16 protein-coding genes and 1 pseudogene are annotated in these 22,451 nt (G+C 41.9%); 4 read left to right on the plus strand and 13 right to left on the minus strand.

Features of this window, described 5'->3' with window-relative positions; genetic code table 11:
• Positions 1–12 precede the first annotated feature (12 nt).
• From pstB to LC653_RS10220, 8 genes are all read right to left on the minus strand, one after another.
• Positions 13–792 carry a phosphate ABC transporter ATP-binding protein PstB gene (gene pstB, locus LC653_RS10185; RefSeq protein ID WP_229494364.1) on the minus strand — a complete coding sequence of 260 codons (780 nt, stop codon included), beginning with the start codon at positions 790–792 and terminating at the stop codon, positions 13–15.
• A gap of 328 nt (positions 793–1,120) precedes the next feature.
• Positions 1,121–2,002 (minus strand): phosphate ABC transporter permease PstA, encoded by an 882-nt coding sequence (gene pstA / locus LC653_RS10190; RefSeq protein WP_229494365.1) that lies wholly within the window; start codon positions 2,000–2,002, stop codon positions 1,121–1,123.
• 63 nt (positions 2,003–2,065) lie between these two features.
• Positions 2,066–3,067, minus strand: a complete 1,002-nt coding sequence (gene pstC, locus LC653_RS10195) for a phosphate ABC transporter permease subunit PstC (RefSeq protein ID WP_229494366.1) — start codon at positions 3,065–3,067, stop codon at positions 2,066–2,068.
• 232 nt (positions 3,068–3,299) lie between these two features.
• Entirely contained in the window at positions 3,300–4,343 is a 1,044-nt protein-coding gene (gene pstS / locus LC653_RS10200) for a phosphate ABC transporter substrate-binding protein PstS (RefSeq protein WP_229494367.1), read from the minus strand.
• Positions 4,344–4,544: 201 nt separating this feature from the next.
• Complete coding sequence (locus LC653_RS10205) at positions 4,545–4,772, minus strand: DUF6745 domain-containing protein (protein WP_308189066.1); 228 nt, start codon at positions 4,770–4,772, stop codon at positions 4,545–4,547.
• Positions 4,773–5,029: 257 nt separating this feature from the next.
• Positions 5,030–5,566 (minus strand): hypothetical protein, encoded by a 537-nt coding sequence (locus LC653_RS10210; protein WP_229494369.1) that lies wholly within the window; start codon positions 5,564–5,566, stop codon positions 5,030–5,032.
• Positions 5,567–6,107: 541 nt separating this feature from the next.
• Entirely contained in the window at positions 6,108–6,677 is a 570-nt protein-coding gene (locus tag LC653_RS10215; RefSeq protein WP_229494370.1) for a Uma2 family endonuclease, read from the minus strand.
• Positions 6,678–6,790: 113 nt separating this feature from the next.
• Positions 6,791–7,744 carry a stage II sporulation protein M gene (locus LC653_RS10220; protein WP_229494371.1) on the minus strand — a complete coding sequence of 318 codons (954 nt, stop codon included), beginning with the start codon at positions 7,742–7,744 and terminating at the stop codon, positions 6,791–6,793.
• An 80-nt stretch (positions 7,745–7,824) separates the two neighbouring features.
• Between LC653_RS10220 and LC653_RS10225 the strand changes: the two genes are divergently transcribed.
• Positions 7,825–8,670 (plus strand): hypothetical protein, encoded by an 846-nt coding sequence (locus LC653_RS10225; RefSeq protein ID WP_229494372.1) that lies wholly within the window; start codon positions 7,825–7,827, stop codon positions 8,668–8,670.
• A 45-nt stretch (positions 8,671–8,715) separates the two neighbouring features.
• Positions 8,716–9,495 carry an RDD family protein gene (locus tag LC653_RS10230; protein ID WP_229494373.1) on the plus strand — a complete coding sequence of 260 codons (780 nt, stop codon included), beginning with the start codon at positions 8,716–8,718 and terminating at the stop codon, positions 9,493–9,495.
• 116 nt (positions 9,496–9,611) lie between these two features.
• Here LC653_RS10230 and LC653_RS10235 read toward each other — a convergent pair.
• Positions 9,612–9,842 (minus strand): annotated as a pseudogene (locus LC653_RS10235) (type II toxin-antitoxin system VapC family toxin); the annotation flags it as partial.
• A 486-nt stretch (positions 9,843–10,328) separates the two neighbouring features.
• Positions 10,329–11,117 carry a DUF1868 domain-containing protein gene (locus LC653_RS10240; protein ID WP_229494375.1) on the minus strand — a complete coding sequence of 263 codons (789 nt, stop codon included), beginning with the start codon at positions 11,115–11,117 and terminating at the stop codon, positions 10,329–10,331.
• A gap of 260 nt (positions 11,118–11,377) precedes the next feature.
• Here LC653_RS10240 and holA point away from each other — a divergent pair, with 260 nt between their 5' ends.
• Entirely contained in the window at positions 11,378–12,367 is a 990-nt protein-coding gene (gene holA / locus LC653_RS10245; protein WP_229494376.1) for a DNA polymerase III subunit delta, read from the plus strand.
• Between the two features lie 109 nt (positions 12,368–12,476).
• Complete coding sequence (locus LC653_RS10250) at positions 12,477–12,959, plus strand: DUF4168 domain-containing protein (protein WP_229494377.1); 483 nt, start codon at positions 12,477–12,479, stop codon at positions 12,957–12,959.
• An 817-nt stretch (positions 12,960–13,776) separates the two neighbouring features.
• Here LC653_RS10250 and LC653_RS10255 read toward each other — a convergent pair.
• The 3 genes from LC653_RS10255 to LC653_RS10265 form a co-directional block, all read right to left on the minus strand.
• Entirely contained in the window at positions 13,777–14,388 is a 612-nt protein-coding gene (locus tag LC653_RS10255) for a helix-turn-helix transcriptional regulator (RefSeq protein WP_229494378.1), read from the minus strand.
• A 932-nt stretch (positions 14,389–15,320) separates the two neighbouring features.
• Complete coding sequence (locus LC653_RS10260; RefSeq protein WP_229494379.1) at positions 15,321–19,682, minus strand: PAS domain S-box protein; 4,362 nt, start codon at positions 19,680–19,682, stop codon at positions 15,321–15,323.
• A gap of 187 nt (positions 19,683–19,869) precedes the next feature.
• Positions 19,870–22,251 carry a glycoside hydrolase family 31 protein gene (locus LC653_RS10265; RefSeq protein ID WP_229494380.1) on the minus strand — a complete coding sequence of 794 codons (2,382 nt, stop codon included), beginning with the start codon at positions 22,249–22,251 and terminating at the stop codon, positions 19,870–19,872.
• Positions 22,252–22,451: the final 200 nt, after the last annotated feature.

A 22,451-nucleotide genomic window follows, 5' to 3' on the forward strand; every position in this document is an offset into this window, starting at 1 on the left:
CGACAAAAATCATTAACCAAAACGCCCTGAAATATAGTCGCGGGTGCGGGGGTCTAGTGGGTTGTTAAAGATTTGCTGTGTAGCGCCAAATTCAACCATTTGACCTATCCGACTTTCATCGGTGCTAAAGAAAGCCGTAAAATCAGAGACGCGACTGGCTTGCTGCATGTTATGGGTAACGATCGCAATAGTCAACTCAGACTGCAAACTATGGAGCAGTTCCTCAACTTTCATGGTAGCGATGGGGTCAAGAGCCGAGCAAGGCTCATCCATCAGCAGAACTTTCGGCTTGACTGCTAAAGCACGGGCAATACATAATCTTTGTTGTTGACCACCAGAAAGCCCTAAAGCTGATTTATCCAGCTTATCTTTCACTTCATCCCACAGAGCAGCGCTTTGAAGTGCAGATTCGACAATTTCATCTAATTCTAATTTTGAATATCTGCCTGCTATTCTCATCCCGTAGGCAACATTTTCGTAAATGCTTATCGGAAAAGGATTCGGTTTTTGGAACACCATACCAATTTGGCGACGTAACCGATTGATGTTGACACGAGGAGCATAAATATTCTGACCAAAAAATTCTACATCTCCTTCAACTTTCACAGGCCCTTCTAATTCGCTAATGCGATTCAGAATTTTGATGAAGGTAGATTTACCACAACCACTAGGGCCAATAATTGCGGTTACTTGATTTTGATAAATATCTATTGACACTTTTTCGATCGCTTTTGTTGTGCCATAGTAAAAGCTAATATTTTTAACTTTGATAGCTGGAATTAAGTTACTCATGCTAATTCGTAATTCGTAATTCGTAATTCGTAATTAAGACAATTAACAATTCAAAATTCAAACATTTTAGACATTTTCAGACGTTCGCGTAGCGTCTCGTAGAGAAGAGAAGTGCCTTCTCCCAAGGGGAGACGCCAAGGGCGATGCGCGGGTTAAGAGCGTTGTGGCAACTTCGGGGGATTTAAACCCCGACTTAAAATGATACTACGTATAATGCTTGGGGTCTTAAACCCTTTGATTGACGATAAAACAAGGGTTTATCCTGGTGGGTTACCATTTTAATATCATACTTTGCCAACATGTAAAAAAATACAATAAATTATTTGTTTTACTTTAGTCTTCTCTGTCTAATAACTAAGCGAGAGAGAATACTGACGCATAAAATTAAGCCAAGTAGAACTATAGAAGTAGTCCAGACTAATTGGCTTTTTTGCGGGTCGGGGTCGTTGTAGAGGTTAAAAATTAATACTGGTAAGGAAGCTGTTGGACTTAACAATCCTTCTGACCAATCTAGACTAAATAAAGCAGTAAAAATTAAGGGTGCTGTTTCACCAGCAGCACGAGCTACAGCTAATAAAATGCCTGTAGTAATTCCGGGAATTGCAGCAGTGACAACAATGCGAAGGGTAGTTTGAAAGCGAGTTCCTCCTAAAGCAGCAGAAGCTAGACGTTGAGATGTGGGAATCAGTTTTAAGGATTCTTCTGTTGTCAGTATAATTACAGGTAGCATAATTACGGCTAAAGCAAAACCGCCTGCGATCGCACTAAATCCTTTAGTTACCAAAACTATCATACCGTAAGCGAATACGCCTACAACAATTGAGGGAACACCTGTGAGAATACTGCTGATAAAACGAACAAAACCAGCAATTGAGTTGGTTTGACCGAATTCTGCCAAGAAAATTCCTGTCATTATCCCTGTGGGAATGCTTAAAATAGCACCAATTCCCACCATGATTATGGTTCCCAGGATGGCATTACCAAAGCCATTGTCAATCACTGTTTTGACAAACATTTCCGATTTCAGTCCAGATATTCCCCGAACGAAAATTTCCCACAAAATTGATAATAAAGGAATGAGTGCTACACCTGTCAAACCAAAGGCGATCGCATTCATTAGATAAGTAAATATTACTCGTTCTCTTGGTAGAGGACTGCATAATTCTGTCGCCAAAGATTCATCAGTTTTTGACTGGATATAACCACTCATGTTTTTTATAAATTTTGATTGATAAACGTCTTATTACACTAAAATATTTGTATTAAAACAATGCTATTTATTTTTCCTGCCAACCCACTTAACCAATAGTACAGCGCCAATATTTACAGCTAGAGTCAACCCAAACAAAATCAACGCCAAATAGCTTAAAGCGCCTATATGCAAACCCGGTTCAGCTTCGGCAAATTCATTAGCTAATACAGAAGGAATTGTATAAGCTGGATTGAGTAAAGAAGCACTGATTTGAGCAGAGTTGCCAATCACCATAGTGACAGCCATTGTTTCACCCAAAGCACGTCCCAAGGCGAGCATTCCGGCACTCACTATTCCAGAAAATCCTGCTGGTAGCAAAACCCGAAAAATTGTTTCCCAACGAGTACCACCCAAAGCCATAGATGCGCTACGTAATTCTTTAGGGATAGCCATTAATACATCACGAGTAATTGCTGCCATTGTGGGCAAAATCATGATGGCTAGAATAATTCCAGCAGTCAACATATTAGTCCCAGAAGGGTCTTCTGTATTAAATAGTGGTATCCATTTAAAAGTGCTGCCTAGCCATCTTTGTAGAGGTTCTAAAACTGGAATAAAGACAAAAATCGCCCACAAACCAATAATGACACTGGGAATTGCTGCAATTAATTCAACAACAAATGCTAGGGTGATTCGCAGCGATGAAGGTAAGAAATTTTCACTCGTGACTAAGGCTACTGCTATTCCCACTGGGACAGCGAATATAATAGCGATCGCACTACTTACCAAAGTTCCATAAATATAAGGTAATGCACCAAAAAGCTGATTACCTGTATCCCAATCTTGATCCCACAAAAACCCCAGCCCAAACTGCTTAATGGCTGGTAGAGCTTCGGAGAAAATTACCCAACTCATCAGAAATAAGACTGCAACGGTAATCACGGCAAATAAGTATACTAGCCGTGTAAAACCTTGGTCAAACCAGAGATTTGTGCCGCCGATAGCTGTTAAATTGAAATTTTCATCGCCTAGATTTGAATCATCTGATGAATTTCTGTCGGCTGGTTCCGATGAATTTGCCATTACAAATCAATAAAATAGATTTTTTTTGCTACTAGGGTGAGTTAACAAATCACCCTATTAGGCTAGGAAAGTAAGCTGATGCGCGTCTAAAGTATATAAACACTCTTGATGGTCGTTGACTGATGACTGTTGACGGGTTTTCAGTCATCAGTCATCAGTCATCAGTCATCAGTCATCAGTCATCAGGTAAATGTACAAATTAAATGCGTAACAGCTTAGTTATGATTGGAAATTAAGGCTTGACAGAGCTATTCACTGTCTGAAGCACCCGATTTGCGACATTAGATGGAATTCTGGTGTAGTTGAGGTCATCGTTATACTGTTGACCGTCTTTCAATACCCAATTAATCCATTTTTTGACAGCATCAGCTTTAGAAGCATTAGCATACTGTTTGTAAACCATCATCCAGGTGAGACCGACGATGGGATAACCTTGTCCTGGATCTCCTACGAAAACGCGGTAGTTGTTTGGGAAACTCACAGTTGCTAAAGCTGCATTTGCAGATTGTAAAGAAGGAGCAACAAATTCTCCTTTTTTATTTTGTACGAGTGCTGATTTCAGGTTATTTTGGACAGCGTAGCTATATTCTACATAACCAATAGAACCGGGAGTACGAGCTACTATAGCAGCTACGCCTGGGTTACCTTTGCCTCTGAGGACGTTTGGCAGATTCCATTTTGGAGCGGTATTAGTTCCAACTCTGCCTTTAAAATAACCGCTAATGGCACTCAAGTGATTGGTGAAAATGAAAGTTGTACCGCTACTATCAGCGCGAACAGCAAATTTAATTGTTTGATTTGGTAAATTAGCACCTGGATTATCAGCTTTAATTTTTGCGTCATCCCATTTGCTAATTTGACCTGAGAAAATTGCCGGTAGTGTAGTGCGGGATAATCTGAGATTATTAACGCCCGGAAGATTGTAAACAACAGAAACAGCACCGCCTGCTGTGGGTACTAAGATTACACCGTTCTTGACTTTAGCGATTTCATCATCTTTCATTGCAGCATCACTACCACCAAAGTCAACGGTTCCAGCAGTGACTTGACGAATACCGCCGCCGCTACCTATTGCTTGGTAGTTAATTCTCAAGTCTGGATACTTCTTCTTCACTTCACGAGCATAGCGTTCGTAAAGCGGAGCCGGAAAAGTTGCTCCTGCACCATTGAGAGTTTGAGCTTGTGCGATCGCACCAAAAAATGGACTAAGTGCAACAGAAGTTGTCACCACTGAAGTAGCGACGACACGATTCAAGATGGTGGTCGAAAAAATCATATTACCTCTGACTTCAAGGAATATTTTCCTGCTGTAATTTCAGTCTTAGATAGGCTACATTTTTTATAGTTAAACTTTCTTTAACAAATGATCAATAAAAAATTAAGGTGTGTTTAAATATTACTTATAAATATTTTGTGATTGTTGAGATTTGATTGAGTCAGCTAGGTTGCTGATGAAAAACTTAATTAGGCTGTGCATCTACACAGAATCAGGATCTTGCTCCTCATAATATCGCTCTTGTTGAGAAGCATGTCTTCCGTGGCAAGCATAGACACTATAGCCATCAGGAAATTGAAGAGCAGGTTCCCCTTCAGCATGAAGCATATTTTGTTGGTCAAAAGACAACTTACAAGGGCGATCGCAGACTATACAAACCTTTTCAAATTGGAATACAAAACCACAATGTTGCATGAAATTTTGAAGTATGTTCCATTTTTTATTGTAAGTTCAAGGGTTTAAGACCCCTACATCTATATGTAGCACCAGTTTCAGTCGGGGTTTAAATCGCCCGAAGTTGCCACAACGCTCTTAACCTATCGCTTGGCACTTCTCTTCTCTACGAGACGCACTCGCGTTCGTCTGAAATGTCTAAAATGTTTGAATTTTGTTAGCGCAGCGTTAGCGAGTCCGCGAGCGTCATTTTGAATTTTGAAGGTCAAGAATAGTAGCGACTGTTTTAAAAGTCAAGCGACGCCGAATAGCCCGTCGTAGACATCGCTTTGTTTGTGGAGATTTATGAAAGCGATGCCGAACGCGAGTGCGTCTCGTAGAGAAAGCGGGCTATTCGGCGTCGCACCTGTGTACTTGATCGCGGTGCGACAAAGTTTGAAGTACCTCAAAACGACTTTGAAGTACCTCAAAACGACTTTGGAGTACCTCAAAACGACTTTGGAGTACCTCAAAACGACTTTGGAGTACCTCAAAACGACTTTGAAGTACCTCAAAACGACTTTGGAGTACCTCAAAACGACTTTGAAGTACCTCAAAACGACTTTGAAGTACCTCAAAACGACTTTGGAGTACCTCAAAACGACTTTGGAGTACCTCAACACGATGTTGAAGTACCTCAATACGACTTTGGAGTACCTCAACACGATGTTGAAGTACCTCAACACGATGTTGAAGTACCTCAACACGACTTTCAAGTACCTCAACACGACTTTCAAGTACCTCAACACGACTTTCAAGTACCTCAACACGACTTTCAAGTACTTCAACATGACTTTCAAGTACTTCAACATGACTTCGAGGTATCTGTTGCTTATATAGCAGTCTTAAATCATTCGTGAGAATTTGAGATCGTTTTAGCCCCCCTGTAGTCCCCCCGATGAAGAAGGGGGGACGGTCTACTACTGTTTCTAAGATACAAGGTTGGGTTTAACTAAGCGAACAGAACATCTTTTGTTACTCTTGGGCTAAAACATTACAGCAGTTTTCATGTATTTGAACCACATCTATCGTAGGGGCTAAGCTTTGCTCATACGTGTCAACTTAACGTAAAAGCCATGTCCCGCAAGGAACTTCAGTTCCTTGCTAATAGCGAAAGTCTTCTGTTGATGACTAAATATAGCAAAAAATCTTTAGTCTACTTCAGTAGACTTTAGCTAAAAGCCAAAGAAATTCATTTCTGGGCGGGCGTGGAAGCCAACAGATAAGCGATTTTTAGCTTAAGTTGACACCAATGAGCAATGCTGTGCCCCTACCGCGTGGTCTATTTACCTGAAAATAGCTGTAATGCTAAACTAATCCGATTAATATTTGTTACGCAGTCACCTTTAACCATCCAAAAATATCACCTACCGTCAACTGTAACCCCTGACAGAACTCTGGCACTGGCAAAACAGACTCAATTTCCTCAAAAGGTAAAGGTTGTTGTCTTGCAGGATAAGCAGCAATGAATCGCTCATCAGGGTCAATTAACCAACCCATTTGAGTTCCGTGATTGAGAGCGTGTAAGATTTTTTTTGTAACTTTTGTATGGCTTTGTTCCGGAGAAAGAATTTCAATTATCCAGTCGGGTGCTGCGGCAAATGTATTGGCAATATCACCATTCTCGTCTACAGGAAGCCTTGCCCAAGAAAATACAGCGATATCGGGAACTATAGAACGTCCTGCAAAAGTGCAACGTAATTCGGGAAAAGCCCAACCCATTTTTTGTACTTTGACAACAGAATTGATTGTGGGACAGAGTTCTCCTTGAATAGTGCTATGTTTTCCTTGAGGCATAGGTTTTGGAATGATTTTACCATCGATGTATTCGCAATACGGTTTAGTTTCTGGTAATGCGAGAAACTCCTCTAGGCTCAATATTTTATTTGATGTTTGTACCATAATTATCTTTTTTTATATAGTTAAGTCCTAACTGGTGAAGTCTTAACTAAAAAGTATTTACCTTATTCTAAAATATTTTTTCAATTTACAAATTCGCCAAAATCTAAATTATTTTATGTTGGTTTGCGGCTACAATACATAACCAAAAGTATAAACAATCCTATTCCTGCCAGATATTTAATTGCATCAGGTACGCTGGGATTAGGTGAAAAAAAGCCTTCGATCGCACCAGCAATAACTAACATTGGTACAATCCCAAATATTAGCTGCACCGCTTGAGAACCGTAAAATTTCAGTGCATCCCCACGCCGATATTTACCAGGAAACAAAATTGCTCTTGCTAATAAAAATCCTGCACCCCCAGCAAAAAAAATGGCGGGTAATTCTAAGGAACCATGCGGCAACACAAACGCCCAAAAAGGATAAGCAAGATTATTTTGACCCACTAAAGTGCCAACAGCACCAATCAATAAGCCATTAAAAATCATCAAATAGACTGTGTATAGCCCAGCCGTGATGCCACCAGCAACAGCACCAAAGGACACCGATAGGTTATTGATCATAATACTGCTGGATGCCAAAGGTTCAATGCCGACAATTGACCCCATCCATAATTTATGCTCATCTCGCACCTTGGTAATCAAACTTTCAGGTACGATCAAAGTCAGAAAGCTGGGGTTTTGCCAAGAATACCACCAAGCCACTAATGCTCCCAGTAGAAACAGCGCCGTTGCAGCAGCAATATATGCAAATGTTTTCTGAACTACAGATGGTAATCCCCATCGGTAAAATTTTAGGATTGCCTGCCATTCCTGTCGCCGCGAACCTTGGTAAATCTGCGTATAGGCACGAGTCGTTAAAGATTGTAAACTTTGTATCAAAGTATTGCCGATTTCCTGAGTGCGGGCACGGGCCAAATCTGCCGCTACTGAACGATACAAACTCGCTAACTCTCTAATTTCTGCTGCCCTTAAGGACTTTAACCCTTTTTTTTCTATCTGCCTTAATAGGGCATCCAAACGCTGCCAATTTGGTTCTCGTCGCGCAATCCAACGTTGAATATTCATTAATTTTAGGAACGCTGAGTTTAACTTAGCTTAAGATAGCCTCAAATTCATCTCCGTAGTTTCAGGGTAAATTTGCCATTATGTCTGAAAATTTTGGATCTTCCGGTCAGATACAACCACTCAGTATTGGGAATGTAGTGAGTGCTGCCGTGCGGTTGTATCGTTCTCATCTAAAGAGTTATCTTAATCTGGCTGCGATCGCTCACTTGTGGATTCTAGTTCCGATTTATGGCTGGGCAAAATATGCAGCCATCTGTGGACTCATTTCACGCTTGGCTTTTGGAGAATTGATTTACCAACCTGAAAGCGTCCAAGCCGCCAGGAGCCATGTTAATCCGCGTCTGTGGTCATTTTTAAGAGTTGGTTTTCAAGTAGGAATATCTTTGCTTTTAATTTATTTTGGATTAGCGATCGTGGGTGGTATCTTAGCTGCCTTACTGGGAGTAGTATTAGGAAGCATATTAGGTACTTCAGGTATTGTAGTCGCAACCACATTGGCAATAATTGTAACGGTAGGTATTGTGCTATTAGGACTAATTTGGTTTTACTCCCGTTGGGTAGTAGCTGAGGTACCGCTAGCAGTTGAGGAAAATATTAATGGTGGCGAAAGTGTCGCTAGAAGTTGGGAGCTAACCAAAGCGTCGGTACTTCGCATTGTGGGCATCGTTTTAGTTGCTTTTTTCGTTACACTGCCGTTAGTGTTTGTATTAAACTATATACCCAGCTTATTCCTCTTAAAGCTTGAGCAAGGTTCTACTATCTACTCGATTGTGTATTTTATTTCTTGGATCGGCAGCTTAGTAGGTGGAGTTTTAGTCATGCCATTCTGGCAAGCACTAAAAGCTGTTTTATACTTGGACTTGCGTAGTCGGCGTGAGGGTCTGGGTTTGCAGTTACGAGAACCTCCTTCGCCGGATTTTCGTTAACTCAACATCTAAATTCAACTCTGTTAATTTTGAATTAGCTAAAATATGCGCTTTTTTAATCGCATCACATTCCAGACTCCAGAAAGTGTAGAACTAGAATTTACTCTTGCTGGAATTGGAAATCGTGCCTGGGCTTTGATCATTGACTATCACGTTTTGGCTGTGATTTTGGTGGGATTTGTCGTAGCTTGGTCTATCGTTTTAAATCAGTTAGGAGATTTTTGGGTAGATATTTTCGGTACCGCAGTGACTTTGTGGTTGATCGCGATCGCATTCCTTGCCAGTTTTATTATTTATGTAGGATATTTCGTAATTTTTGAAACCTTATGGTTCGGGCAAACCCCTGGTAAACGGGTTGCTAAAATTCGCGTAGTTCGAGATGATGGTAGACTCATCGGGCTACAGCAAGCAACGCTACGTGCCTTACTGCGACCGTTTGATGAAACTTTGTTTATTGGCGCTTTTCTAATTATGTTGAGTCGTCGAGAAAAGCGTTTAGGTGATTTAGCTGCTGGCACAATTGTAATTCAAGCCCAAACACCCACTGTATCCGCGACATTGATAATTTCAGAACAGGCAAAAGGACTTCATGAACAGTTAATCGAAATTGCTGATTTATCGCAATTGATGCCAGATGATTTTGCTGTGATTCGTGAGTATTTACAGCGACGTGGTGCAATGTCGTTAAAGGCAAGAGCATCACTATCTCTAAAGCTAGCCGAGCAAGTTAAAGCTATTATTAATTTAGAAAACTTGCCAGAAGCTGTTACACCTGATGTATTTTTAGAAGCTATTTATCTTGTTTATCAACAACCGGAATTTTAGGATAGAGATTTTATTTAGAGCATTGACAAAAAGCTAAGTTTACCTAAGAGACAAAATTATAGGATTTATCTTTGAGCTTATTTTCTCTGCTATGTATGTCTACAACTAGCGCGTAATTACGGGTTTTCGCTTTCCAACTCACACACCACCAAAACCCTTAACTCCGTCACCCGCTTCAAAGCTGCATCATTAGTCAAAAACGCCTCACAACCAGCAATTATTGCCGCCGCTACCTGCAACGCATCGGGTAACTGAAGGTTGTAGCGCACCCGAATTCTCGCAGCTTCTCACGCAATAGCAGCATTAATCTCCACAAAAACCACTTGTTCTTGTTGCAACACATCCAATACGGTTCGGTTAGTATATTTGGCTCTCGGAGATCCCCCCAACCCCCCTTAAAAAAGGGGGGCTTTTCCTCCTATTTACCCCCTTTTTAAGGCAGGGCTGTTTCATTCCCTAAAAGACCTGAATTTACAAGCGTATCAACCTAAAAATCTGGTAACTCAAAAATTTTATTTGCTCATGAGCCTAGCGATCGCACTTAAATTTACTCGTTGAATTAGTCATTTTTCGATTGCCGACTCAATACAGTTCGGTTAACGTGTTTATTCGTCGAAGATCCCCCCAACCCCCCTTAAAAAGGGGGGCTTTTTTTTCTTATTACCCCCTTTTTAAGGGGGTCGCCACAGGCGGGGGGATCTTATCCGAACCGTATTGGGAGGCGGAGCGTCTCCGGCTCCGCTCCTAGCTCCTGAATTCTGTTCGATAACTAATAATGAGTAGTCAGTGGTCAGTGAGTGGAAACTACTGACCACTAACTACTAACTAATGACTTAAAAATCTAAAACCGGCCAGTCTGGTTCACGATAATAGCGTGTCATGTTGTCAAACTTCCGCAATTCGACGCGATTGATCAAAAATTCCGGCAAATTTAACAGCCATTGATCATTCAATTGAGAAAGCATTGTGCTGAAACTTGTGCGGTCTAAATCAGATGAAACCTCCCCAAAATAAGCTAATGTAACATGGGCCGTGAAGTGATAATGCTGCTCAATACCCAAGGCAATTAACTTGGGATTTTGATAAATTGTTCGGCGAAATTTAATAATTTCCTCGTAGCAGCGTTCATCTTGGGGTACTAAACAAACGGCTACAGCTCTTGGCATCAGTATCAGTCCCAGCATTTGCCATTTAATCGGATGACTCTTGTTTGTCATCAATTGTTGATATTGCTGAAAGGTTTCAGCTAAACAAGAGTGTAACTCCTCGTCAAATTTGGGATTTTTTTCGCAAGCGTCAAGGTAAGCATTGTCCCAAATTAAATCCGCTAAAGTTATGTGGAAGCTAGCAGGAGGTAGAGGCACAATCAAATCACGGCTTACAGGCAACTGCAAAAGTTCCTGTTGGTAAGTCTGTAATTTGGCATAGAAAGCAGAATTTTGCGATTCTTCTCCTGCTGGCAGGGTAATTAGCGTATAGCCAGGAAAGGACGCTGCTTGTCTCAACCCAGAATGTGGCTGAAATTTAGAAGATTCCTGGATATGCTGGACTTGGGATCTGTAGGCTTCTGGCAGCGTTAGCCGTGCTAACCGATTTAAGTAAGTTTGATAGTTGTCGTCCAATCTTCATAGCCTCATGCTCTCACTTGATAGATTTTAGGGAAAATTACCTTGATTAACAGAATGATTTCAAAAGTATTTAATTTTGGGAGTGGGGAGTGGGGAGTGGGGAGTGGAGGGCAGGGGGCAGTTCTTGCTGGGGGCAGTTCTTGCTGGGGGAGAAGAACTATTGATTATTGACCAATACTTCGGCAACGCTCAGTACAAGTGCCCCATTCCCCATTCCCCATTCCCCATTCCCCGATATACTACGAGGTTAGTCTATGCCAATTTATGTTTACTGGGGTGAGGATGATTTTGCTATAGAAAAGGCGATCGCTATGCTGCGCGATCGCGTCCTCGATCCCCAATGGGTAAGTTTTAATTACACTGCATTCACCCCAGATCAAGCTGATGCTGCTATCCAGGGGTTAAATCAGGTCATGACACCCACTTTTGGCGCTGGTGGGCGCTTGGTATGGCTGATAAATACTACTCTTTGCCAGCACTTTTCAGAGAATGTGCTAGCAGAACTGGTGCGATCGCTATCTGTCATTCCCGAAAACTCATTTTTATTGCTCACCAGCCGGAATAAGCCAGATGAACGTCTCAAATCCACAAAATTGTTAAAACAATTTGCTACCGAATTCCGAGAATTTCCCCTCATTCCCCCTTGGAAAACCGAATTGCTGGTGCAATCTGTTAATCAAGCAACTCAGACTATGGGCGTAAAACTAACTGCTAATGCTGCCCAGTTTTTGGCAGAATCTGTAGGAAATGATACACGGCTGCTCTACAATGAGTTAGAGAAACTACGGCTATATGCCCAAGGTAGCAACAAGCCTTTAGACACAGATACTGTTACCAAGTTAGTAAGAAATACTACTCAAAATAGCTTACAATTAGCAGCAGCAATCAGAACAGGAGATACACCTAAAGCTTTGACGACACTGGCAGATTTGAGCAATGCTTCCGAGCCGGGATTACGGATAGTTGCCACGCTGATTGGACAATTTCGTACATGGCTGCGGGTGAAGATTATGATAGAAAGTGGGGAGCGCAATCAACAAGCGATAGCTATTGCTGCTGATATTGGTAATCCCAAACGGATCTACTTCTTACAGCAAGAAATCAAGCTTCTTTCTGTGCAACAGTTAATCTCTTGCTTACCCCTACTATTGGAATTAGAAGTGAGTCTCAAGCAAGGAGCATCAGAAATACCAACACTCCAGACTAAAGTCATCGAACTTTGTCAAGTATGCCGAGGGAATTGACAATCAAATATAAAAGCTTGATGTATTGAGCAGTCGCTGGAACTTCCAACTCCGAAAATAATTCAACGTTCTTATAATATCCCTGATGTAGTTTTGTGTCACACACTATATGAAGAAAATTTCTGATTTATTTTCCCGATCTAGCCGAAAGCGAATCCTTTCCCAATCATTCTTTTTCGGCGCGATCGCCACTGTGGGTCTAATTTCCAACCCTTTTTCATTGAGTTCAAAAGCTTATGGCCAAACTCCAACACCAATAGTTAACAATACTCAAATCGACAGCTATGCTAAAGCCGTGCTAGCAATGGAGCCAGCGCGTCAAAATGCCTTTGAAGAAATTAAAAAACTTATTGGAAATGGAGAAATTCCCCAGATTGTTTGTAACGATTCTAACAGTATAAGTGGTCTTCCAAAGAAGGCTCAAGATATCGCAGTGAATTACTGTACCTACGCTCAAAAAGTTGTCGAAGAGAAGGGGTTGAGATTTGAGCAGTTCAACAAAATCACTATAGAACTACAAAATAACGATATCTTAAAACGGCAAGTTTACAATACCTTATTACGCCTGCAAAAAACTCCTGACTCTCCGTAGTTAAAAGTTGCATAAAAATTAGAAAGGAACACGTTAAAATTAACTACCCCTGCATGAAAGGGAGGGCTAGTGGGGCTAGTATTGCTTTTCTAAAAAAGGCTGTGAACATTGATTCATATCATGTCCGCCAAGTTACCCATAATAAAAGAACCCCACCCCCAACCCCTAAGAGCTTGCGGGGAGGGGAGACAAAGCGTAGGTTTGGCGGGGTGGGCTTGGGGGTATTATGCTTAATTGCCCGGACATCATATCATGAAATACTTGTTTGTGAATACTAGGTTAATCGCTAATAATCTATTGCATTTTACCAATGAATTTTTATCAAACGGTTAAGCAAAAAAATTGTAGGTTGGGTGGAGGCTAAGCCATTGCTAACATCCTGATATATGTTGGGTTGCGCTCCGCTCCACCCAACCTACGTCTAATGCTGTCATGGCTAAAATGATTGCAAAAAAATTGTAGGTTGGGTGGAGGCTAAGCCATTGCTAACATCCTGATATATGTTGGGTTGCGCTCCGCTCCACCCAACCTACGTCTAATGCACTATTTTGCGTAGACAGTCCACTACGTGCATTTCAAAAATCAAATACTAGTCCTATAGGTTAATCGCTAATAATCTATTGCATTTTACGAGTGAATTTTTATCAAACGGTTAAGTTAAGGCTAAAACTCTTTCGTAATGACAATTTATAACGTGGTTTTGATATAACTTACACATTTGGGATGCTCCCCGAACAATTAGTGATCTTTTTGAATATTCCACTCATTGAAGAAGAATTCTACAAGCGAGAATTCTTCTTCAATAAAATGCTACCACTCAATCATAAGACATGTTTGCTTGGCGCTTGGTGTGAATATTTTTCATGTGCTTCTTCACGGTGTTTATGGTGATGTAAAGCTTAGTGGCAATTTCTTTGTAGCTGTAGTTGCTTCTATAGAGAAACCAAATTTCAGCTTCTCGCGGCGTTAGGTCAAATTTTTTCACTTCAGTGAGTGCCACATTTTTCACAGATTCATATTGATTTTCTATAGTCACCAATAAGCAAGGCACTTCAAACCCCTCTAAATCTAACAATCTCACCCTAATCCTAAAAATATTGGACTTATCAAGCACAATCTCATCTGACAGAATTAGAAGTTTGTCAGAAAACAAATACCGACTATTGAATAACGATTCACAAAGATTCCAGATGACTGGTGGTACAAAATTTTGCTTGAAGTTGCCTTGATTAAATTGACAACAAAGACGCCGAGCAGATGCATTAGCATGAACTACTTCACCAGTTTGGCTTAAAATTAATATACCGTCTTCTAAGCCTTCAATTACTTTTTGCAAAAAATCAGCTCGCTTTGAATCATGAAAGTCAATACTATCTAGCTTTTGTGGTTTAGCTACTGTTTTTACTAATGTCTTTGTTAGAGCGGTCATAGGAAAGATTCTAAAGAAAGATTTTAATGTACAAAATACTGCTTATTAGTTAGATTTATGGGAGTTGAAAGATGCACCATCTATTTTTTGCATGATTATCTGAATAAATTGGGTAAATATTACAGACCAATCATGCTAATGGCAGTATACTAAGTGTTCTTTTACACTATTTTATTGAAATACCCAACTTGCAATTTATGTAGTCTGTTTGCATTAGATTAAGTTACATGATTTAAATACAACTCTGAAATTGCCTATTTCGGAATTCGCTTCTAATAAGCTTTAAATAAGTTATTTCCGCCTAGTACAGGCGGAAATAAACCACCTATTCAAAATCCCCAAAAAGCCTGGCCTATAAGCTTTTTGGGTTTTGACTTTTGACTTTCGCCATGCGGTACTAGTGACCCCCTTAAATAATTCGTAATTCGTAATGACGCTCGTTCCTCGCTACCGCTACGCTAACGTAATTAAGTTTTGTAATGAGGATTTAACCCCAACACAAAACAAAATTTTTATTGAACCGGGGGACTTAAACCCACGGAACTAGTTAAAAATGGATTAAAGGAGGAAAAGAGCCAGGCTTTTTAAGGGGAGTCATTGCCTATTGAAGCCCCTTCTCCTAAATAGCGATCGCCCCAAAAGACAATAATTATTTATACTGAAATAAAAATATACATCTAAATATTTTTATAATGCAGGTATTGACCTTGGGAAAAAATTGGTATTTTGTATAAATTTTGATATTAGGAACAAAGAAAATGGGACATGGGGTAAAATTTAATCCTATTCCCCATTCTTCATTTTCTCTAAGGGACTTCCAAATAAAAAAATATCCCAAAACTGACGCAAAAATCTTCTCTATTTCTTCCCTCTCTGTGTTCTCTGCGTCTGGAGTGGTTCGTTCATTTGGATAATTTATTTCTTGGAAGTCCCTAAGCCCGTCCAGCAAGTCTGGCAACTACTGTACCTAACTCAGCTGCCTCGATAGGTTTAGGTAAATGTAGCTGATAACCTTCTTGTATAGCTCGCATCCGATCCTCTGCCCTGGTATAAGCTGTTAACGCTGCGGCTGGAATATTTCCCCCTAGTTCTGGTGGTTGCTCCCGCACTTTGCGGATCAAAGAATAACCATCTTCATCGGGCATACCAATGTCGCTAACTAAAACATCTGGTTTCCACTGTGTAATTACCTGCAATGCTTCTTTTACTGATGCTACAGCCTGAACTTCGGCTTGGTACTGTTCGAGGATTGTGGTGATGAAGTCACGGGTATCGGCTTGGTCATCTACAACCAGCACGCGCACACCAAGGAGGGAAACAGGGGTGAAGGGAAACAGGGGTGCAGGGGCAATGGAATGGAGGGGTGGATTTTTCAGAAGTGGTAGTTTGACTGTAAACGTCGCCCCTTGTTCTTTACCTGGACTATTTGCGTAGACAGTACCGCCATGTAATTCTACTAAATTACGCGCGATCGCTAATCCTAGTCCTAATCCACCATAGGTTCTAGTGCTAGAACTATCAGCTTGACGAAAGCGCTCAAAAACGTAAGGAAGAAAATCAGGGCTGATACCAATACCTGTGTCAATCACCTGAATTTGGGCATATTTATCCGTTGTCTGTTGTTTTTCTTGACCAGTGACTACAGACAATTGCACCTCTACCCGTCCTCCTCTGGGTGTGAATTTGATGGCATTGGATAGCAGATTCCAGATTATTTGCTGTAAGCGCTCAAAATCACCGGATACTAAGAATTGAGAATTTTCGCCCAACATGTTTTGGGATTGTGCTTCTCTTGATTCTAAATTTTCGTGATTGATTCCTAATCCCAAATCTGAATTTTGCGCGAAAGTGACTACGGGGAGTATCCCCGGTGGCGCATTTCGCGTTTCTTTAGAAGGAATAAGAGAAAATCTTAAATCGATTTCCTTGGAATGGGCGGCTAGGCTAACAGTCTCTAGGCTTGACTCAATTATTGGAACCAAATTACAAGTACAGACATTAAGGCGTAACTTGCCTCTCATCATCCGCGATATATCTAGCAGGTCTTCAATTAGCTGGGTTTGTGCTTTAGCATTGCGCTCAATTGTCTCCGTGGCCCTAGCCATTAGGGTTTCACTAAGCTTGCTTCGTTGCAGTAATTGCGCCCAGCCAAGAATGGCATTGAGAGGCGATCGCAATTCGTGGGATAATATTCCCAGAAATTCATCCTTCATGCGGTTCGCCTCTTGCAACTGCTCAGTTTGTTGTTGCAAAGAAGCAATTAAACTAGCTCGTTCCATTGCGATCGCTATTTGGTCGCATACTGCTTGCATCATCCCCTTTTGATTGTCGGTGAAGCTTAACCGAGTGCGGCTGCCAAAAGAAAGAGTACCCAACAGCCGTCCTTGGGCGATCAATGGGTATGCATAATAAGCAGTAATGCCTAAAGAGCGAATCAATTCTGTTTGCGCCTCAATGGATTGCTGCACATTCTCTACAGCTATGGAATGGCGTGAGAGCGCTACAGTACCGCAAACCCCTTGACTAAATGGTAAGTACTCAATTTCCTTTGCCATCTCTGGGGAAATACCACTGTAAGACCCCAACCGCATTACTTGAGAGTTATCCTCAACCAAATAGTTAAAATAAACTTCTATTCCAATTTGCTCTCTTAGTTTTCGGTAGACGCTATCGATTAGTAGTACTGGTTCCTGGCTTGATAGTAAATCGTTGGCTGTGTCAAATAGTAGCTTTAGCCTTTTGTAACCTAACGAGAGTGCTTTTTCTGCCTGCTTGAGGTTGCTAATCTCTTGGAACACCAAGATACAGGTAGCGGGATGACCATGCATTGCTGGCAAGGTATCAGCAAATATCAGTAGAGATAGCACACCACCGGGGGTGTGCCAGTCTACCTCCAATCCATTCAGGCGTTCGCCAAGGGCAACCCGCACTCCTGGCATTTGCTCATTGGGGATGCGATCGCCAGCCGCATTCGTGTAGTGGTAGACTGTGTGATAGTCTGCGGCTGGTACACCTTTGGGAAATTCCCCCCCAGCTAATTCGTTAGCAGAGCGATTGGCAAAAGTTACCCGCGCCGTTCCTGGTTCGATAAACAGCAACGGTCTTGGCATCAGATTTAACACATCCTCCAGCCATTTTTGCTGATTTAGAAGTACTTCCTCCGCCTGTTTGCGCTCCGTAATATCTAAAAATGCACCAACGCTTCCTCTGGTTTTACCCTCTTCGTCAAACAAGGGTGCAACGTACTCCAACAGGTTGACGATTTTTCCATTTTCATGGACTATATCAAGTTCACAATCCAGAACTTCAACACCATGAGTTGCAGAGTATTGCATCGGGAGTTCTTCTGCTGAGAGTTCCCTTCCCTGGCGGTAGATTTTAAAGCTTGTCGGTTTTTCGTCCAAGGGAGCGCTGAGGGAGGCATTTGTGTCTGACGATATTCCCAACTGGTTGGCAAAAGCAGGGTTGACCTTGATATTTTGGCATTCTGGATCTTCGGCAATGCCAATTCCAATGGGAATTACCTCTAACAGAGTTTGTAACTCAGTAATGCGGCGCTGTAGATCCTTGTTTAGTTGTAAGATTTGTTCCTTGGTCTGCTTTTGTTCGCTGATGTTGCGAGTCACAGTTGCTAAGGCAATTGGCTGACCTGTCTTCTTGTCTGTAACAGTGAAGATATTGTAATCAACTGGTATCGGTTGACCTGTTTGGAGGTGGCAAAAGCAGAATTCTCCCTGCCAGCGCCCTTCTAATAGCACAGTCGGCAGTATATATTGTTGAAAATAGGCTTTGTCTTTGGGCATGAAGTAATCTAATACTGCCTTTTGCCTGACTTCATCAAGGCTTGCAAGCCCTACCAGCTTTTGACCTGCATCATTTATGTAGAGTAATTGACCCTCAAGGGTGGCGATGCCGATAAAGTCAGAGCTATTTTCTACCAGCGATACTAATTTTTGTTGCTCTGCTTCTGCTTGCTTGCGTTCGCTCAAGTCGAGGATGAACGCTACTGACTCGTCGCGGTTTTCTCCTAGCAGCACGTAACCAACTAAAACCGGAATGCGGCTACCATCCTTGCGAATATATTCTTTCTCGTAGGGCGTACAAGTAGGGTTGGTACTTCCCTTTGCTTCGGCGACACCTCGCTCGTCCAAGTATAAATACTCTGGTGGTGTGATATTCCTCCAACTTAACCTACCTGCTAACAAATCCTCCTGCGTGTAACCAATCATCCTAAGAAATTCGTCGTTTGCCTGCTGAATACCGCCATACACGTCGCCAAACAGAATGCCGATGACGTTAGAATCTACGAAACTTCCCAGTTTAGCTTCGTAGGTTCTGAGTGCAAGCTGTGCAAGATCGCGCTGATGGCTGAGGCCTTCAATAACCCTGGCACTTTGCCAAATCAAAATAGTAAAAATCACAATCAGGACGATCGCAAATACCGATACTGCAAAAGCCGGATCGTATTGTCCTGCCCGTTGACCTTCAACAATTACCCACCCCAATATAGAAGGTACTGCGATCGCGGCAATTAATAAACGACGTGCAAGTAAGCCGCCGTAACTATCACTTGTAACTACCCTCATTAACCCTTGTTCAGCCCGCGCCCACAGAATGCCTATACTTAATAAGCTGAACAACAGCGCTGTATGTAAAGCCATTGATGTTGTATAAGGGGCAAGTCCGTAGAGAACTTTCACTTTGTAGGCATAGCCCATGAGCGCCTGAAAGGAAATTAAAGTAGCGATCAAAGCGATAATCTGAGCATACCAATAACTGCGGTGGGTTTTTGGATGAATCAAAATCTGTAGGGCGACGCTAACCAGCATAAAGTTCAGTGCTGTGTTCACGCCCATTCGCCCTGGATGCAATGTCGCTATACTAGTTGACAAATCACGAAACAGTAACTCGTCAATGCCGAGATTCCAGCCAAATAGATATTCACAAAGTGTAAACGCAGCTATTGTGGTAACCGCTATTGCACAAACCCTAGAAATTAGAAGGGAACTATGGGGGTAATTTTGAATTGTTCTTTCTTCCCTGCTCCCCTGCTCCCCTCTTCTTAAAAATAGCCACAGCGACACACCACACAGCACAAAACACAGCGCTGTATTTACTTTCATTGTGGCAGGACTACCAGGGAAGCCGCGCTTAATAACTTCAATGCCAAGACACCAACCAACTAGTACCAAGCTGCCAACAAAAACAGCGATCGCACTTGCGACTTTTGCCACAAGTGAATTTGTAAGGATTTTAGATATATCTTGCAGCCGCAAGCGGTTAACATTTAACATTGATTGTTCTCTAACCGCATCTATTTAGCGTAGTAAACTTACCTATTTCTTACGGTTTAACTATTTCTATCCTTTGTATTGTATGTTACCCCTTGACTTATTTTTCATCTACCTCTATGCATATTTTTTATTGCACAATTTACAGTAGGAAATAATGGTGGTTTAAAAAACCACCTTTGCGAGTATTTCAAAATTGCAGAGTATGTCGCTTACCATCATCTGGGAAACGTTGCTCTCCAACCCCAACAAGTTCTACAATCACTTCACGCCGTGGAGGTGTCCATTCTCCCATTCTCGCTCCAATTTCAACTACTGTTTGATTAGATTCAGTAAATACGCTGATACTTGCTAGCGAAAACCTTTTCTCTTGATACTCGTTTGTCTGTCCATCATCTTCAAATAGCTGATATTCGTTATTACCAGGCCAAATCCGTAATCGGATCTCGTCGAGTGGGGCTTGATCAACGTATTGTCTGACAGGTTGCATGGGAACGATCGCACCACTACGGACATACAGTGGCATTCTTTCAAGCGGTGCATGAGCAAGAATGTGAATTGGGCCTTCGTAGCGATCACCACTCCACCAATCATACCAAGTGCCAGCAGGTAAGTAGACAGCTCGATGCTCAACTCCAGGGCGGTAAATTGGTGCAGCCATCAGCGACGCGCCTAGTAATACTTGATCGTAGAGGCTATAGGTTTTCAGATCATTGGGGAAGTGGTACAATAATGGTCTTAAAATTGGTGCGCCCGTCGTTGCCGCTTCCCAAAAAAGACTATAAATATAGGGAAGTAATTGGTAACGTAGATTAATGTATTCTCTACAGATATTTTCAACGCGATCGCCAAATACCCAAGGTTCATGACGAGCAGTAGACATTGCCGAATGACCCCGCATCAATGGGTAGAGCATTCCTACCTGCATCCACCGAGCGAATAATTCAGCTGTAGCATTACCAGCAAAGCCACCAATATCGCAACCCACAAACCCCACACCCGAAAGTCCCATATTGCAAAGCATCGGCAGAGACATTTCTAAATGCTCCCACAACGATTGGTTATCCCCCATCCACACAGAAGACCAGCGTTGCACACCAGCATAACCCGATCGCGTTAACACAAATGATCGCTCTAAACTTCGATGCCGTTGCAATCCTTCATAGCAAGCTTTAGCCATCATCAACCCATACAAATTATGCACTTCCGTATGAGTAAAAGCAGACACAGAGAATTCTTTCTCCCCTGCCCCCTGCCCCCTGCCCCCTGTCCCCTCACTCCCCTGCGGTGCATCTAGAGGAAACCAAATCTTTTCACCATCATCGCCGAAAGGGCGATCGTTTATGGCAGGTTCATTCATATCATTCCAAATCCCTGCCACCCCAATATCAGTTAAGCTTTTGTGTAAATCAGCCCACCAGTTAGACACATCAGGACGCAAAAAATCAGGAAAAACAGCTTTCTCTGGCCAAACGTAGCCGTGGAACAACGTACCATCAGCTTTACGCACAAAATAGTCGTTTTCTATTCCTTGGTCAAAAACATGATAATTACCTTCTGGTTCATACTTCACACCAGGATCAATAATTGTTACTGTCTTGAAACCATCTTCTGCTAAATCACTAATGAGTTTTGCCGCATTGGGGAAGCGTTGAGGACTCCAAGTAAACACTCGATAGCCACGCATATAGTCAATATCTAAGTGAATAACATCGCAGGGAATGCGGCGTTGACGAAATTCCTTTGCTAGTTCCCGCACAACGGTTTCTGATTCGTAACTCCAACGGCATTGATGATAACCTAGCGCCCATTTCGGCGGTAATGACATTCTCCCAGTTAGCTGAGTGTAAGTCTCCAGGATTTTGGCAGGTTCGGGGCCGTAGATAATGTAATAATCCAAATCACCGCCACGAGTTTCCATCTTCCAAATACCTGGTTGTTCAGCACCGATATCGAACTGACTCCAAAAAGTGGTGTTGAAAAAGATGCCATAACCTACCTGCGGGCGCAAAGCCATAAAAAATGGAATTGCCTGGTACATTTCATCAGTCAGTGAATCATAATCTAAGGCATCCGTTGTCCAGTTGGTTTTTACTTCGCTGAGTTTATCCAGAAAGCCTGTGCGTTCACCAAAACCATAAAAATGTTCATCGGCTGCAATTTCTTTCCATCCTGCAACTGCACCCATCCGCCAACCTATACCCATCTCTGCATCTTGGGCAAAAGGGCGATTAGCTTTGTCGAAACAGACGATGCGGCACTTTTCTCGCTGGACGCACACACGAATCTGCGCTGTTTCAATTTCTACCGTTGCTTCATTTTCTTGCACCGTAAAAGGTATTATTGCCCATTCTGCATCATCTGGCGCCACTGCCCAAGAACGGCGGGGCATAAATTCTCCAGTTGGTGCGAAACGCACGCGGATTAAATTGGGAGCAAGTACGCTGATGATAAGGCGTGAGTCGCCACAGTCAAAATTAATAATATTATTGTCCCAGGTTACAGTTTTTACATTGCCGATGGTTGTCCAAGGTTGGTTAGTAGTGGGTAGTTTTCCAAAATATTGGGGCATATCAGTTATTCAGCAGGTAAACACTTGTCCGCATTCATGATTACAGAGATATCCAGCCTCAAACTCTTTCTTTCGCTAGAAGTTGCGTGAAAGATTAGCAGATATTTATTAGCAAGAGTGGTTTTTGTAATGCACAAGTTGTTGCTACTACACTAAGAAAATACCAAATCATAAATTATCTACTCCAGAGTCAAATGTTT

Origin of the sequence: Nostoc mirabile CHAB5784 (genome assembly GCF_020829645.1) — a bacterium.
In the GTDB taxonomy this organism is placed as follows: Bacteria; Cyanobacteriota; Cyanobacteriia; order Cyanobacteriales; family Nostocaceae; genus Nostoc; species Nostoc mirabile.

Coding starts and splice junctions, on each gene's coding strand:
- pstB (WP_229494364.1), bottom strand. CDS start 792: ATGAGTAACTTAATTCCAGCTATCAAAGTTAAAAATATTAGCTTTTAC.
- pstA (WP_229494365.1), bottom strand. CDS start 2,002: ATGAGTGGTTATATCCAGTCAAAAACTGATGAATCTTTGGCGACAGAA.
- pstC (WP_229494366.1), bottom strand. CDS start 3,067: ATGGCAAATTCATCGGAACCAGCCGACAGAAATTCATCAGATGATTCA.
- pstS (WP_229494367.1), bottom strand. CDS start 4,343: ATGATTTTTTCGACCACCATCTTGAATCGTGTCGTCGCTACTTCAGTG.
- LC653_RS10210 (WP_229494369.1), bottom strand. CDS start 5,566: ATGTTGAAGTACTTGAAAGTCGTGTTGAGGTACTTGAAAGTCGTGTTG.
- LC653_RS10215 (WP_229494370.1), bottom strand. CDS start 6,677: ATGGTACAAACATCAAATAAAATATTGAGCCTAGAGGAGTTTCTCGCA.
- LC653_RS10220 (WP_229494371.1), bottom strand. CDS start 7,744: ATGAATATTCAACGTTGGATTGCGCGACGAGAACCAAATTGGCAGCGT.
- LC653_RS10225 (WP_229494372.1), top strand. CDS start 7,825: ATGTCTGAAAATTTTGGATCTTCCGGTCAGATACAACCACTCAGTATT.
- LC653_RS10230 (WP_229494373.1), top strand. CDS start 8,716: ATGCGCTTTTTTAATCGCATCACATTCCAGACTCCAGAAAGTGTAGAA.
- holA (WP_229494376.1), top strand. CDS start 11,378: ATGCCAATTTATGTTTACTGGGGTGAGGATGATTTTGCTATAGAAAAG.
- LC653_RS10250 (WP_229494377.1), top strand. CDS start 12,477: ATGAAGAAAATTTCTGATTTATTTTCCCGATCTAGCCGAAAGCGAATC.
- LC653_RS10255 (WP_229494378.1), bottom strand. CDS start 14,388: ATGACCGCTCTAACAAAGACATTAGTAAAAACAGTAGCTAAACCACAA.
- LC653_RS10260 (WP_229494379.1), bottom strand. CDS start 19,682: ATGTTAAATGTTAACCGCTTGCGGCTGCAAGATATATCTAAAATCCTT.
- LC653_RS10265 (WP_229494380.1), bottom strand. CDS start 22,251: ATGCCCCAATATTTTGGAAAACTACCCACTACTAACCAACCTTGGACA.